The 13,466-nt window shown below is 71.8% G+C and carries 13 protein-coding genes; 4 read left to right on the top strand and 9 right to left on the bottom strand.

Going from position 1 to position 13,466, the window contains the following annotated elements; all coding sequences use genetic code 11:
- Positions 1 to 59 precede the first annotated feature (59 nt).
- The 4 genes from ACIPYW_RS02055 to ACIPYW_RS02070 all read right to left on the bottom strand — a co-directional run bounded on the left by ACIPYW_RS02055 (position 60) and on the right by ACIPYW_RS02070 (position 1,920).
- Positions 60 to 869 (bottom strand): sulfite exporter TauE/SafE family protein, encoded by an 810-nt coding sequence (locus ACIPYW_RS02055; protein ID WP_400410325.1) that lies wholly within the window; start codon positions 867 to 869, stop codon positions 60 to 62.
- 65 nt (positions 870 to 934) lie between these two features.
- Entirely contained in the window at positions 935 to 1,531 is a 597-nt protein-coding gene (locus ACIPYW_RS02060; RefSeq protein ID WP_400410326.1) for a TetR/AcrR family transcriptional regulator, read from the bottom strand.
- A 12-nt stretch (positions 1,532 to 1,543) separates the two neighbouring features.
- The gene (locus tag ACIPYW_RS02065; protein ID WP_400410328.1) at positions 1,544 to 1,705 is read right to left on the bottom strand and encodes a hypothetical protein; all 162 of its coding nucleotides are present in this window, start codon (positions 1,703 to 1,705) and stop codon (positions 1,544 to 1,546) included.
- Between the two features lie 5 nt (positions 1,706 to 1,710).
- Positions 1,711 to 1,920, bottom strand: coding sequence for a hypothetical protein (locus ACIPYW_RS02070; RefSeq protein ID WP_400410330.1), 210 nt, complete (start codon positions 1,918 to 1,920; stop codon positions 1,711 to 1,713).
- Between the two features lie 210 nt (positions 1,921 to 2,130).
- On the opposite strand from ACIPYW_RS02070, the gene ACIPYW_RS02075 reads away from it, so the two are divergent.
- Positions 2,131 to 2,775, top strand: a complete 645-nt coding sequence (locus ACIPYW_RS02075) for an ATP-binding protein (protein WP_400410332.1) — start codon at positions 2,131 to 2,133, stop codon at positions 2,773 to 2,775.
- Complete coding sequence (locus ACIPYW_RS02080; protein ID WP_400410334.1) at positions 2,772 to 4,691, top strand: ABC transporter ATP-binding protein; 1,920 nt, start codon at positions 2,772 to 2,774, stop codon at positions 4,689 to 4,691. Before ACIPYW_RS02075 ends, ACIPYW_RS02080 begins: the two co-directional genes overlap by 4 nt.
- 46 nt (positions 4,692 to 4,737) lie before the next feature.
- Here ACIPYW_RS02080 and ACIPYW_RS02085 read toward each other — a convergent pair whose 3' ends face one another.
- A complete protein-coding gene (locus ACIPYW_RS02085) occupies positions 4,738 to 5,148 on the bottom strand; it encodes a hypothetical protein (RefSeq protein WP_400410336.1) in 411 nt (136 codons plus the stop codon).
- 190 nt (positions 5,149 to 5,338) lie between these two features.
- Between ACIPYW_RS02085 and ACIPYW_RS02090 the strand changes: the two genes are divergently transcribed.
- Positions 5,339 to 6,298, top strand: coding sequence for an AraC family transcriptional regulator (locus ACIPYW_RS02090; RefSeq protein WP_400410337.1), 960 nt, complete (start codon positions 5,339 to 5,341; stop codon positions 6,296 to 6,298).
- A gap of 121 nt (positions 6,299 to 6,419) precedes the next feature.
- On the opposite strand, the gene ACIPYW_RS02095 is transcribed toward ACIPYW_RS02090, so the two are convergent.
- The 4 genes from ACIPYW_RS02095 to ACIPYW_RS02110 form a co-directional block, all read right to left on the bottom strand.
- Positions 6,420 to 8,798 carry a glycoside hydrolase family 3 N-terminal domain-containing protein gene (locus tag ACIPYW_RS02095; protein ID WP_400412486.1) on the bottom strand — a complete coding sequence of 793 codons (2,379 nt, stop codon included), beginning with the start codon at positions 8,796 to 8,798 and terminating at the stop codon, positions 6,420 to 6,422.
- 224 nt (positions 8,799 to 9,022) lie between these two features.
- Entirely contained in the window at positions 9,023 to 9,898 is an 876-nt protein-coding gene (locus ACIPYW_RS02100; RefSeq protein ID WP_290132648.1) for a carbohydrate ABC transporter permease, read from the bottom strand.
- A complete protein-coding gene (locus ACIPYW_RS02105; RefSeq protein ID WP_290132649.1) occupies positions 9,895 to 10,911 on the bottom strand; it encodes a carbohydrate ABC transporter permease in 1,017 nt (338 codons plus the stop codon). Before ACIPYW_RS02105 ends, ACIPYW_RS02100 begins: the two co-directional genes overlap by 4 nt.
- A 3-nt stretch (positions 10,912 to 10,914) precedes the next feature.
- Positions 10,915 to 12,210 (bottom strand): ABC transporter substrate-binding protein, encoded by a 1,296-nt coding sequence (locus ACIPYW_RS02110; RefSeq protein ID WP_400410339.1) that lies wholly within the window; start codon positions 12,208 to 12,210, stop codon positions 10,915 to 10,917.
- A gap of 150 nt (positions 12,211 to 12,360) precedes the next feature.
- Here ACIPYW_RS02110 and ACIPYW_RS02115 point away from each other — a divergent pair, with 150 nt between their 5' ends.
- Positions 12,361 to 13,392 carry a LacI family DNA-binding transcriptional regulator gene (locus ACIPYW_RS02115; protein ID WP_400410341.1) on the top strand — a complete coding sequence of 344 codons (1,032 nt, stop codon included), beginning with the start codon at positions 12,361 to 12,363 and terminating at the stop codon, positions 13,390 to 13,392.
- Positions 13,393 to 13,466: the final 74 nt, after the last annotated feature.

The raw sequence follows: 13,466 nt of genomic DNA on the forward strand, positions 1-13,466 counted from the left end.
CGGTCCTGCACCACCGCCCCGCCCCGGTCCGCCGGGGCGGGGCGGTGGTCGTCCCCGGGTCAGCCGACGGTGACGAACAGGTACACGGCGAGCGCGACCGAGCAGCCCGCGATCGCGATGCGCAGCACCCCGTGCGGCACGCGCCCCGCCACCGTCGGTCCGATCAGGCCGCCGACGACCGCGCCCGCCCCGAGTGCCAGCGCCGCGGACCACACGACGTGCCCGGACACGGCGAACACCACGGCGGGGACGAGGTCGGCCGCCAGGAGGAGGACGTTCTTCACGGCGTTGGCGCGGGGCAGGTCCGGCTCGCCCGTGAGGAGCAGCACGGCGATCATCAGCACGCCCGCACCGGCTCCGAAGTACCCGTTGTAGAGGCCGACCCCGGCGATGCTCGGCACGGCCGCCCCGGTCCCGGTCGGTGCTGCTGCTCCGGTCGGCGCTGCTGCTCCGGTCGGCGCTGTTGCTCCGGTCGGCGCGCGGCGGCGACGTCGGTCGAGGACCGGCTGGAGCAGGAGCAGGGCGCCGCCCGCGAGCACCAGGAACGGGACGATCCGGTCGAAGAGGTGCGCCGGGGTGACGACGAGCAGCACGGCACCCGCCGTCGAGGCGCCGACGGTCAGGGGCAGCCACCGCCGGATCGTGGTGGGGTGGTCGCGGAGCTGTTCCCGCGCGCGGAACGCAGAACTCGCGCCGCTGCCGAGCAGGGCCACGGAGTTCGTGACGTTCGCGGCGAACGGCGGGAGTCCGACCGCCAGGAGCGCCGGGTACGCCACGAGCGACGTGATGCCGCCGGCCGTGCCGATGATGCCGGCCACGACGCCGGCGAGGACGAGGACCGCGACCGTCAGCACGCTCCATGCTGACACGCCCGACAGCCGTCCGGGCTGGCGGGCGTCGGGGCTGGCGGGCGTGGAGGTCGGCGGGCGTCGGGTCAGGCGGAGTGGTCGGCCTCGTAGACGGCCATGAGCATCGCGGCCCCGAGCCGGGCGGTCCGCGCCGCCTGCGGAGAGCGCTGCACGGCCGAGTCGACCCGGGCACCCTCCACCAGCAGCACGATCGTCTGCGCGACGTGGGCGGGGAGCCCGGCACGGGAGCAGACCTGCGTCAGGTGCTGCTCGACCTGCCGCACGTGCTCCCGCGCGAGTTCGGCGATCTCGGGGTCCTGCCGTCCGAGCTCGGCGTGGAGGTTGATGAACGCGCAGCCGCGCCAGTCGTCCGCGGCGAAGCACCGCTCGAGGTGGTCGAACACGGCGAGGACCTCGTCCCGCGGGTCCTCGGCCTCGGCGGCGATCCGTTCGAGTGCTGCGGTCCACGCCGCGTGCCACCGCTGGAGCACGGCGACGACGAGGTCGTGCTGCGTCGGGTAGGCCGCGACCACGGCGGACGGGTCGAGTCCGGCCCGCCGAGCGACGTCCTCGGTCGACACCGGCCCGATGCCGTGCTCGGAGAACAGGGCGTCGGCGGCGTCGACCACGGCGCGTTGCGCGTCGGTCGGGCTCCGCGTGGAGGTGAGGGTCGTGGAGGTCATGTGTCCTTCGGATCAGCCGGCGAAGAAGTCGGCGTAGGACGGCTCCTGCACGGGACCGTCGTGGCCGTTCACCCGCGCCACCACCATGGCACGCAGCACGGCGGGGTGGGTGAGGCCGCGGCGGTGCCACTCTCGCGGGTCGCGGCGGAGTTCCTCGAGCGACGGTCCGGGCATGCGGTTCACGCTCCCAGTCCGAGGACGACGGCGGCCGACGCCGCGACCGACACCGACACGATCCCCGTGCAGACCGAGACCACGGCGAGCGCGCGCTGTCGGCGTGCTGCACGGACCTCGCTGAACGGGCTCCGGTGGTGACGTCCGGAGACGGACACGGACTGGTGTGCGCTCTTCGGTCCGACCAGCAGGTCGGCGTCGGCGATCGTGGTCACGGCGGGTTCCTCGGGTCTTCCTCGGTGGTCGGCCCCGGCTGTTCCGGAGGCTCTCTCGACCATGACGGTACGAACGCATCGATCGTCACGCACGCGGTCCGGGCGACGTCGTCGAAAGGTGGATGTCCGGGCGGGCTGCGGTGCCGTTCCCTGGACATCCGGCGTCGCAGGTCCGCCTCGGGTGCCGGTCGACCGGTGCACACTCGAGGCATGGGCGTCGACACGGCTGCGAGCATCTGGATCGTCACCGGCTCGCCGGGTTCGGGGAAATCGACCGTCAGCCGGGGACTCGCCGGCGCACTGCACGACGCTGCACGCGTCGCGGCGGACGACCTGCAGGCGATGCTGGTGTCCGGTGCGGTCTGGGCGCTGGGCGAACCGGCCGACGAGGCCGCTCGTCAGGTGGACCTCTGCTACCGCAACGTCGGCGCACTGAGCGCGAACTTCGCTCGGGCCGGGTTCTCGACGGTGATCGACTGCGTCGTGCCGGACGCCGACCACCTTGACCGGCTGCTGGGACACCTGCCCGCGGTACCGGTGTCGTTGGTGGTGCTCGACCCCGGTGGATCGGTCTGTCGCGCGAGGAACGCCCAGCGGCCTGCGGCGGACCGTTTCGACTTCGACGACCACGAGGGGCTTCGGCGCTCGATGCGCTCCGGGTTCGGTGACCGCGGTTGGTGGATCGACACCGCGGAGCAGTCCGTCGAGCGGACGGTGCACGACGTCGTCGAGGGGGCCGTCGCGGGCCGCCGTGGACGACTCGATCCGGCCGGCGACGTCGGTGCCGAGCCGTATCCTTGCCCGGACCCCGGTGCTGCCCGGACGGAGCGCCGGCCGAGGGAGGAACGACCATGAGCATGGAAGGCGCCGCCTGGAGCTCGCTCTACAAGATCTCCACCGCGAAGGACGGGAAGCACGGGCTCTCCCGCGCCTCACTGCGGCGGATCATGACGTTCGCCGTGCCGTACCGGTGGAAGCTCGTCGTCTTCATCGCCCTGTCGGTCGTGGGGGCGTTCCTCGCGGTCGCGACACCGGTGCTCGCCGGGCAGGTGGTCGACGTCATCGCCGCTCGCGGCGAGGTCGGCACGATCGTCCGGCTCGCCGTCGTGATCGCCCTCGTCGCCGTCGCCGACGCGGGCGCCTCGCTCCTGACCCGCTGGTACTCGGCACGGATCGGTGAGGGCGTGATCCTCGACCTCCGCACGGCCGTGTTCGACCACGTCCAGAAGATGCCGATCGCGTTCTTCACCCGCACCCGGACCGGTGCGCTCGTCAGCCGCCTCAACAACGACGTCATCGGCGCCCAGCAGGCCTTCAGCGGCACGCTGTCCGGCGTCGTCACGAACCTCGTGGCGCTCGTGCTGACGCTGATCGTGATGCTCAGCACCTCGTGGCTCGTCACGGTCATCGCGGTGGTCATGCTGCCGCTGTTCCTCGTCCCGGCGCGGCGCATGGGCACCCGCCTGGCCGCGCTCCGCCGCGAGGCCGCCGACCACAACTCGGCGATGAGCACCCAGATGACGGAGCGCTTCTCGGCGCCGGGCGCCACGCTCGTGAAGCTGTTCGGGCGGCCGGACGAGGAGTCCGAGGAGTTCCGGGTCCGTGCCGCACGCGTCCGCGACATCGGGGTCCGCACCGCGATGCTGCAGTTCGTGTTCGTCACGGCGCTGACGCTCGTCGCCGCGCTCGCGCTCGCGCTCGTGTACGGCCTCGGCGGGGCACTGGCGCTCGGCGGGCAGCTCAACACGGGTGACGTCGTGACGCTGGCACTCCTCCTCACCCGTCTCTACGTGCCGCTGACGAGTCTCGCGAACGCCCGGGTCGAGATCATGAGCGCGGTGGTGAGCTTCGAGCGCGTGTTCGAGGTGCTCGACATCGTGCCGCTCATCCAGGAGAAGTCCGATGCGGTCGCCGTGCCGGACGGACCGGTCGCGGTGGAGTTCGACGACGTGCGGTTCGCCTACCCGTCGGCGGACAAGGTCTCCCTCGCCTCGCTGGAGGAGGTCTCGACGCTCGACACGCGCGGCGGCGACGAGGTGCTGCACGGCGTCTCCTTCCGGATCGAGCCCGGGCAGACCGTCGCGCTCGTCGGCACGTCGGGTGCCGGGAAGTCCACGATCGCGCAGCTGCTGTCGCGCCTGTACGACGTCGACTCCGGCGCGGTCCGTCTGGCGGGTGCGGACGTCCGTGACGTGTCGTTCGCGTCCCTGCGGTCCACCATGGGCATGGTCACGCAGGACGGCCACCTGTTCCACGAGACGATCGGGTCGAACCTCCGCCTCGCACGACCGGACGCGACCGACGACGAGGTCTGGGACGCCGTCCGTCGTGCCCGCCTCGAGCCGCTCGTCCGGTCGCTGCCGGACCAGCTCGACACCATGGTCGGTGAGCGCGGGTACCGGCTCTCCGGCGGCGAGCGCCAGCGGATGACCATCGCCCGACTCCTGCTCGCGCAACCCCGGGTCGTGATCCTCGACGAGGCCACCGCCGCTCTCGACTCGACGTCCGAGGCGGCGGTGCAAGCCGCGCTCGGCGAAGCGCTCGAGGCCCGGACGGCGCTCGTCATCGCACACCGGCTCTCGACCATCCGGAGCGCCGACCAGATCCTCGTCGTCGAGGACGGCACGATCGTCGAACGGGGGACGCACGAGGAGCTCCTCGCCGTCGGCGGCCGCTACGAGGAACTGCACCGCACCCAGTTCGCGGTGCAGAAGGACGTGGCGCCCGACGAGCAGGCGTTCAGCGGGAGCGGGGCCACGCAGCGGCCGTGACCGCCGATCGGGAGGCCCGCGACCGCTCAGCCGGGCCGATCAGGCGTCACCCCACGGCGCGTTCGACGAGCGCGAGCAGCCGCGCTTCGTCCTCGTCGTCGAGGGTCGTGATCCCGTAGGCGCTCGGCCACACGCCGCCGTCCTGGACGAGCGTGGCGTCGTCGAAGCCGAAGGTGCACGACGTGGTCCCGTACTTCGACGCGGCCATGAAGAAGCAGACGACCTTGCCGTCCCGGTAGTACGCGGGTTGCCCGTAGCGCGGCTTGGGCTGCAGCTGGGGCACCCGTTCGAGGATCGCGTCGTGGATGCGGAGCGCGATCTCCTGCTCGTCCGGGGTCATGTCACCGATGATCGCGCGGACGGCAGCGTCGCCGTCCTCGCGCTTCTTCAGCTCGGCCGCGCGGACGCGGATCGCCTTCCGCTCCTCGGCGGACAGTGCATCTGATCGTTCCGGCACGGGCGACTCCCCTCGGTTCGGACGACCCCATCATGGGACGCGGGCACTCCGGCGGTCAACGGACGACGGCGCACCTGGCCCGGCGGCAGACCGTCGTCCTGCCCCCGGACTGGGGTGTGCAGTCCACTGGCCGCTTTCGGCGCTCCGCGGACAGAAGTCGGGCGGACGGGCAGGCTGCACCGGTAGCCCCATGACCCACCCCACCCCCACCCGAGTCCAGGTCGATTCGCAGAGCGACGACCTCGACGTCGCGCGCGACCTCCTGGCGGAGGAGTACGCCGGCAGCGAGTGGCGGGCGGAACGGACGGACGAACCGTTCGGCTTCCGGTTCCGGGCCGTCGGCGACGCTGCGATGACCCTGCGGACGATCCGGTTCGACGGCCACCTGTCCGGCACCATGTCCCGGTCCGATGACCACATCGTGCAGTGGACGACACGCGGCCGGGCGACGATCACCCCGCCGGGCGAAGAACCGATCGTCATGGAACCCGGCCGACCGCAGCTGTGGCCGCAGAGCGGTGCGGGGTTCGACTACCGGGACTACGACCAGCGGCTCGTCCAGGTGGACCGTTCGGCGCTCCGCGAGGTCGCCGGCGAGCGCGGGTCCGACCCGGAGTCGCTGCAGCTCGACCACCGGGTGCGTCCGGACGACCGGGCGCTGCAGGTCTGGCGGAACGCGGTACAGCTCATCTCGCACACGGTGCTCGACGGCAAGGCCTCGCCGCTGCTCCAGGCGGAGATGGGACGGCTCGGTGCGCTGGCCCTGCTCGAGCTCTACCCGGTGGTGTCGGCGACGCTGCCGAACGAGCTGCTGCTCCCCCGCAACGCGCACCTGCGACGGGCGGTCGAGTACGTCCACGAGCACTGCCACCTGCCGATCACGAGCACCGACCTGGCCCAGGTGGCGTCGCTGAGCCTCCGCGCGCTGCAGCACGCGTTCCAGCGCACCTTCGACTGCTCACCGAACGCCTACATCCGCCGCGTGCGCCTCGACCGCGTCCGGGACGACCTGCTCCGAGGCGACCCGGTGACCACGAGCATCGCCGACGTGGCCAAGCACTGGGGCTTCGGCCACGCCGGACGGTTCTCGGCCTCGTACCACCAGCAGCACGGCGAGTACCCGCGCGAGACGCTCCGCCGTTCCGCCTGACCCGCACCGCACGGCTGCACGACCGGAGGCAACCCGAACCACGAGGCAGCGTGGTTCGGGGTGCCTGCGGTCGTGCGGACGCCGTGACGGCGTGGGCCGGGCTGCCACGAAGCCGCGCGCGTCAGCCCGCCGCAGCGGTCACGATCCGCCGGTCGGTCGGCAGCACCTCGCGCACCGGGCCGGTGACGTGCACCACCGCGCGGTCCGTGGCGGACCCGGGCACGGGGGCCGGACCCGCACCGCGCCCGACCGCGACGATCCCGTCGGCGTGCACCGTGCCTCCCGGCCGGGACGCCGCCGCGTGCGACGCGACCCACACCTCGACGTCACCCGGCTCGACGACCCGGCGCATCGCGCGGTCGGTGAACCCGAACCGCTGCACGGGCACGTCGAAGCGGACCCGCACCGCTCCCCCTGCGGGCACCGCGACCCGCGTGTAGCCGAGCAGCTGCACGAGCGGCCGGGTGACCGACGCGGCGACGTCGTGGCCGTAGAGCTGCACGACGTCCTCACCGTCACGGTCGCCGGTGTTGCGGACGGTGACCTCGACGGAGAACGCGCCCGAGGTCGCGACGGACCCGTCCACGACGAGGTCCTCGTACGTGAACGACGTGTACCCGAGGCCGAAGCCGAACGGTCGCACGGGCGTCGAGTCCGCCGCCGTGACGTCGGACGGCCCGCCGAGCCGCGGGTGCAGGTAGGTGTACGGCTGCGCGCCCGCGGATCGGGGCAGGGTGACCGGCAGCCGGCCGGACGGGGATGCCACCCCCGTCAGCAGGTCGGCGATCGCGGTGCCGCCGGCCTCACCGGGGAAGAACGCCTGGACGACCGCGGCCGGTCGGGGGCCAGGTCCGTCGAGCGCCCATCCGATCGCGTACGGTCGGCCGGTCAGGAGCACCATGACGGTCGGGGTGCCGGTGGCGACGACGGCCTCCACGAGCTCGCGCTGCACGCCGGGCAGGTCGAGCGACTCGGTGTCGTTGCCCTCCCCCACGGTGCCGCGCCCGAAGAGTCCGGCCTGGTCGCCGACCACGACGACCGCCACGTCCGAGGCCCGTGCCACGGCGACCGCGTCGGCGATGCCGGAGCGGTCCTCGCCCGTCACCGAGCAGCCGGTGGCGAACCGCACGGCAGCGGTGCCGAGGGCGTCGGCGAGGGCCTCGCGGACGGTGGGGATCGCGAACCCGAGGGGCAGGTCCGGGTGTGCGGCGAGCACGTGGTTCGCGAAGGAGTAGCAGCCCTGCAGGGCCTCGGCTCGGTCGGCGTTCGGGCCGATGACCGCCACCGAGGCGCCTGCGGGGAGCGGGAGGACGGGCGCCGCGCCGCCAGCAGCGGCCGCGCCGTCGGCGGCTCCGCCAGCGGCTCCGCCCACGCGCTCGTTCGACAGCAGGACGAGCGACCGCGCGGCGAGCGACCGCGCGAGCGACCGGTGTCGCGGCGTGTCCAGGTCGACGCCGGCGGGGGCGTCGTCCTCGAACGCGTCGGGGTCGAGCAGCCCCAGCCGTTCCTTCTGCCGCAGGACCCGGAGCACGGCCCGGTCGACGCGTGCCTCGTCCACCGCACCCGACCGGACGCGCTCGACGAGCGGCCCGAGGTAGGCGTCTCCGGTCGGCAGCTCGACGTCGATCCCGGCGGTGAGGGCGAGCGCGGCGGCCTCGCCACGATCGGCCGCGACGCCGTGCATGACCTCGAGGAACGCGACCGAGAAGTAGTCGGCGACGACCGTCCCGTCGAAGCCGAGCCGGTCCCGCAGCAGGTCGGTGAGGAGCGCCGGGTCGGAGGCGACCGGCACCCCGTCGACCTCGGCGTAGGAGTTCATGACCGACCGGGCGCCGCCGTCGCGGAGCGCCATCTCGAACGGCGGCAGCGACACGTCCGCGACCTCGCGCGGTCCGGCGTGCACGGGCGCGTGGTTCCGTCCCGCCTGCGACGCCGAGTACCCGAGGAAGTGCTTCAGGGTCGCGTCGACCCCCGCCGCCTGGAGCCCGCGGACGTAGGCCGTGCCGACCGTGCCGACGAGGTACGGGTCCTCGCCGATGCACTCGTCGACCCGCCCCCAGCGCGGGTCGCGGACGACGTCGAGGACGGGCGCGAGACCCTGGTGCACGCCGAGCTCGCGCATCGAGTCACCGATCGCGGTGCCGACCTGCTCGACGAGCTCCGGGTCGAACGCCGCACCCCACGCGAGCGGGGTCGGGAAGGTCGCGGCCTTCCACGCGGCCAGCCCGGTGAGGCACTCCTCGTGCACGAGCGCCGGGATGCCGAGACGGGTCTCACGCTTGAGGCGACGCTGCTCGGCCCACAGCCACGCCGCACGCTCGTCGGGTTCGACGGGCCGTGTGCCGTAGACACGGGTGAACTGGCCGATGCCGTGCCGCGTGATCTCGGCGAGCGTGGTGCCGTCCTGCGCAGCGGCCATCTCGCCCTGCATCGGGGCGACGACGCCGTTCTGGTCGAGCCAGTAGCCGACGAGCTGCGCCGTCTTCTCCTCGAGCGTCATCGCGGCCAGCAGGGTGGTGACGCGGTCGGACGCGGTCGCGTCCGTCAGGTGGGTGGCCTCGGACTGGAGGCGCGGTGCGGGCCCGCCACGCGCCTGGCGTCCGTCACCGGTCGCGGTGGCGACGGGCGTCGTCGACGCGGGGCGCGCCTCCTGGCCGTCCGTGGTCACCGTGCCGTCCTCCGCTGTCGAGCCGTCCGTCGTTTCCGTCATCGGGCCCAGCGTGCTCACCCCTTCACCGCCCCGGTGAGACCGCCGACGATGCGCTTCTGGAAGATCGCGAAGAACACCAGGGCCGGGATCATCGAGAGCGACGTGAACGCGAGCACCCGGGCCGTGTCGACGGAGTACTGCGACGCGAACGCCTGGACGCCGAGCGGGAGCGTGTAGGTCGACGCGTCGTTGAGGATGAACAGCGGTAGGAGGTAGCTGTTCCAGCTGCCGATGAAGGCGAGGATGCCGACCGTCACGACGCCGGGCAGGGACAGTGGGACGACCATGCGGAAGAAGAACCCGATGCGGCTCGCCCCGTCGATGGCGGCGGCCTCCTCGAGCTCGTCCGGGATCGCCCGGAGGAACGGCACGAGGATGATGACCGTCGTCGGCAGCGCGAAGGCGATCTGGGGCAGGATCACGCCGGCGAGGTTGTTCGTCAGCCCGAGGTCCTTCACCAGGATGTAGAGCGGCGTGATCGCGACCGTGATCGGGAACATGAGGCCGGCGGCGAAGAGGGAGTAGAGCGCCTCCCGGCCGCGGAACCGGTACCGGGCGAGGACGAAGCTCACCATGAGCCCGAGCACCACGACGCCGACGGTCGTGGTGACGCCCGCGACGACGGAGTTGCCGAGCTGCTGCCAGAACACCCCGCTGGTCAGGACGTTGACGTAGTTGCCGATCTGCCACGGGTTCGGCAGGCCGGCGGGGCTCGCGGTGATCTGCGAGTTCGTGCGGAACCCGCCGAGCACGATGTACGCGACCGGACCGACGCACACGGCGATGAACAGCAGTGCGATGAAGTACGTGCCGAGGTTGCGCTCGCGCTTGACGGGGCGGCTGTCGTGCGGCCGCCGCTTCGGCGCGACGATGGAGGCGGTGGCGGTCATCGGTCGCCCTTCTCGGTAAGGGCGCCGGCGGTGTCGCGACGCAGGACGAACCGCTGGTAGACGAGGGCGACGACCAGCGAGATGAGGAAGATGACCACGGCGACGGCGTTGCCGTACCCGTAGTTGCCGGAGAGCCGCCCGTTGCCGACCATGTAGGTCGCCATCGTCGAGGTGCCGGCGGTCGAGGCGATGTACTGGCCCCAGATGATGTAGACGAGGTCGAACAGCTGGAGCGACCCGATGATCGACAGGAACGCCCAGATGCGGAGTGTCGGGCCGAGGAGCGGGAGCGTGATGCGCCGCTGGATCTGCCAGTAGCTCGCGCCGTCGAGCTGCGCGGCCTCGAACAGTTCCTCGGGGATGCTCTGCAGGCCGGCGAGGAACAGGATCACCGCGAAGCCGATGTACTTCCACGAGATGATCCCGAGGAGGGTCCAAATCGCGATGTCGGGGTTCGAGAGCCAGTCGTTGCGCAGGAACCCGAGGCCGAGCGACTGCAGCAGGTCGTTCACCGCGCCGCTCGACTGGAGCATGAGGCTCCACCCGGTGCCGACGATGACCTCGGAGATGACGTAGGGCAGGAAGATGAGGACGCGGATGAGTCCGCGGCCGCGGATGCGCTGGTTGAGCAGCAGCGCGAGGATGATCGCGATCGGCCCCTGCACGAGGAGCGAGCCGATGACGATGAAGAGGTTGTGCCAGAGGACGGCCCGGAAGTCCGGGTCGGTGAAGATGACCTTGTAGTTCTGCAGGCCCACGAAGTCGACGGGGGCGCCGTAGCCCTGCCACTTGTAGAAGCCGTAGTAGGCGGCGAGCACGACGGGCAGGATGACGAACCCGACGAACATGATGACCGCGGGGCCCGCGAGGACGGCGATCTCGACCCGGGTTCGGACGTCGGTGCCCTTGCGGACCCGGCGGGCCGGGGCCGACGGCGTACCGTCGGCCCCGCCCGTGCGACGCCCCGTCCCGGACCGCGCCTCGTTCGAGCGCGGTGCGACGGAGGTGGTCATGCGTCAGCCCTTCGCTGCGGCCTGGTTGACGGTCGACACGATGTCCGAGACGGACCCCTTGCCGGCGAGGAGGTTGACGACGCTGGTGTTGAGCGCGTTGCCGACGTTCTGGCCGTAGAGGGTGTCGAGGTAGTTCGACACGAACGGGGCGTCGTTGTACGCCTTCAGCACGGTCTTCAGGTACGGCTCGGTGACGACCGACTGGGCCGACTGGTTCGCCGGGATCGAGTTGAACGCCTTGTAGTAGTTCTCCTGGACGCTCTTCTGGGTCACGAAGTTGAGGAAGTCGGTGCACGCCTTCTTCGGAGCCTGTGCCGAGCAGGAGAGTCCGCCGACGGCGCCCATCATCGAGCCCGCTTCACCCTTGCCGCCGGAGACCGCCGGGAACGGGAAGAAGCCGAGGTCGGACAGCGGCTTGCCGTCTGGGGTGAGCGAGGAGATCACGCCCGGGTCCCAGGCTCCCATGAGCTCCATCGCGGCCTTGTGGTTCGCGATGAGGCCGGCGGAGCTGCCGGCGCCCTGCTGCGCCGAGGTGGTGAGGTAGCCGTCGTTGAAGGGCTCCGTGTCGAAGAACGCCTTCGTGTCCTCGCCCGCCTGCTTCCAGCACGCGTTGTCGAACTTGAGGTCCTGCGCGGTCTTCGTGAGGACGCTCGACGAGCAGGCGCGGAGCGCGAAGTTGTAGTACCAGTGCGCGGCCGGCCAGGCGTCCTTGGCTCCGACGGCCACGGGCGCGATGCCCTTGTCCTTGAGCTTCTGGATGTCCGCGTTCAGCTCGTCCATCGTCGTGGGCGTCCCGGAGATGCCCGCCTTCTCGAAGAGGTCCTTGCTGTACCAGATGCCCTCGGGGTCGACGTTGGTGGGCATCGCCCAGGTCTTGCCGTTGAGCTCGAAGGCCTTGAACGACCCCTTGCTGATCTCGCTCTCGGCGTTCGAGCCGATCGAGTCGGAGATGTCCATGACCTGGCCGGCGTTGACCATCGCGGCCATCTTGCCGCCGCCGCGCTGCATGAAGACGTCCGGGGCGGAGTTCGAGTTGAGGGCGGTCTGGAGCTTGCCGTCCAGGTCCTCGTTCTGGATCGCCTGGATCTTGATGGTGACGTTCGGGTTCTTCGCCTCGAAGTCCTTCACCGTCGTGTCCCAGAACGCCTTGCCCGGGCCGGTGGTCGAGTTGTGCCAGAAGGTCATCGTGACCTTCCCGCCGTCGCTCGACGCGTCGCTGCCTGCCGAACAGCCAGCGGCGGTCAGTGCTGTCGCCCCGATCAGCGCGATGGCTGCCGCGGCACGGATCTTCCTCGTCATCGTGGAACTCCTGTTGTGTCGTCGTTGACTCGCAGCGACATCGACTGCCGCCTCTGCGGAGAGCGTGCCAGGGCGTCCCGCAGCTTGTCAATCGTTATCGATAACGTTTTCTTTACCGATCGACGGCTCCAGCGGCGGTACGGTGTGCAGATGGACACGGCGATCGGCGCACGCCCCGGCGCCGGCCGGGTCACCATCGCGGACGTCGCGCGGGCGGCCGGCGTCTCGATCCCGACCGTGTCGAAGGTCATCAACCAGCGGGACGGCGTCGCCCAGGGCACGATCCTCCGCGTGCAGGAGGTCGTCGAGCAGCTCGGCTACGAGACCTCGCTCGTCGCACGGAGCCTCCGGAGCTCGCGCACCGGCGTGGTCGGCATCCTCGTGACCGAGTTCGAGCCGTTCTCCACCGAGCTGCTGCGCGGGGTGTCCGGTGCCACGACGGGCACGGGCTACGAGCTCCTCGCCTACGCCGGACTCGTGACCGGGGCGGAGCAGAAGGGCTGGGAACGTCGCTCGCTCTCCCGCCTGTCCGGCACGCTCATCGACGGGGCGATCGTCGTCACGCCGAGCACCGCGTTGTCGGCCTCGTCCATCCCCGTCGTCGCCATCGACCCGCACACCGGGCCCGAGGGCCACGCCACGGTCGACTCCGACAACGAGGGCGGGGCCGCGCAGGCCGTCGAGCACCTCGTGTCACTCGGGCACACGCGGATCGCACACCTCCGCGGGCGTCCGGACCTGGCGTCCGCCCAGCTCCGCGAGGCCGGGTACCGACGGGCACTCGTCGCCGCGGGACTGACGGTGGACGAGTCACTCGTGCGCGACGGCGGCTACCAGGAGGACCGGTCCGCCGAGGTCGCCCTCGGGCTGCTGTCCGACCCCGATCGTCCGACCGCGGTGTTCGCGGCGAACGACTCGTCGGCCGTCGGCGTCCTGCGGTCGGCCGCGGCGCTCGGGCTCCGGGTGCCCGAGGACCTCTCGGTGGTCGGGTTCGACGACGTCCCGCAGGCCGCGACGACGACGCCGCCGTTGACGACGGTCGCGCAGCCGCTGGTCGAGCTCGGGTCGCGTGCGGTCGAGATGCTGCTCGCGATGCTCCGCGGCGAGCAGACCTCCGACCACGTGCGGCTCCCGACGACGCTCCGGGTGCGGCAGAGCACCGGGCCCGCCCCGACCCACTGAAACCGGCCGCGGCGCGCGTGCAAGTCGCGCCGGCCGCGGTGCGCGTGCAGGTCGCGCCGGCCGCGGCGCCCGCG

The organism is Curtobacterium sp. NPDC089689, assembly GCF_044749145.1.
In the GTDB taxonomy this organism is placed as follows: domain Bacteria; phylum Actinomycetota; class Actinomycetes; order Actinomycetales; family Microbacteriaceae; genus Curtobacterium.

Excerpts from the sequence above, each read along its gene's own strand:
- ACIPYW_RS02060 (WP_400410326.1), bottom strand. The coding sequence starts at position 1,531 with ATGACCTCCACGACCCTCACCTCCACGCGGAGCCCGACCGACGCGCAA.
- ACIPYW_RS02065 (WP_400410328.1), bottom strand. The coding sequence starts at position 1,705 with ATGCCCGGACCGTCGCTCGAGGAACTCCGCCGCGACCCGCGAGAGTGG.
- ACIPYW_RS02075 (WP_400410332.1), top strand. The coding sequence starts at position 2,131 with ATGGGCGTCGACACGGCTGCGAGCATCTGGATCGTCACCGGCTCGCCG.
- ACIPYW_RS02080 (WP_400410334.1), top strand. The coding sequence starts at position 2,772 with ATGAGCATGGAAGGCGCCGCCTGGAGCTCGCTCTACAAGATCTCCACC.
- ACIPYW_RS02090 (WP_400410337.1), top strand. The coding sequence starts at position 5,339 with ATGACCCACCCCACCCCCACCCGAGTCCAGGTCGATTCGCAGAGCGAC.
- ACIPYW_RS02095 (WP_400412486.1), bottom strand. The coding sequence starts at position 8,798 with ATGACGCTCGAGGAGAAGACGGCGCAGCTCGTCGGCTACTGGCTCGAC.
- ACIPYW_RS02100 (WP_290132648.1), bottom strand. The coding sequence starts at position 9,898 with ATGACCGCCACCGCCTCCATCGTCGCGCCGAAGCGGCGGCCGCACGAC.
- ACIPYW_RS02105 (WP_290132649.1), bottom strand. The coding sequence starts at position 10,911 with ATGACCACCTCCGTCGCACCGCGCTCGAACGAGGCGCGGTCCGGGACG.
- ACIPYW_RS02110 (WP_400410339.1), bottom strand. The coding sequence starts at position 12,210 with ATGACGAGGAAGATCCGTGCCGCGGCAGCCATCGCGCTGATCGGGGCG.
- ACIPYW_RS02115 (WP_400410341.1), top strand. The coding sequence starts at position 12,361 with ATGGACACGGCGATCGGCGCACGCCCCGGCGCCGGCCGGGTCACCATC.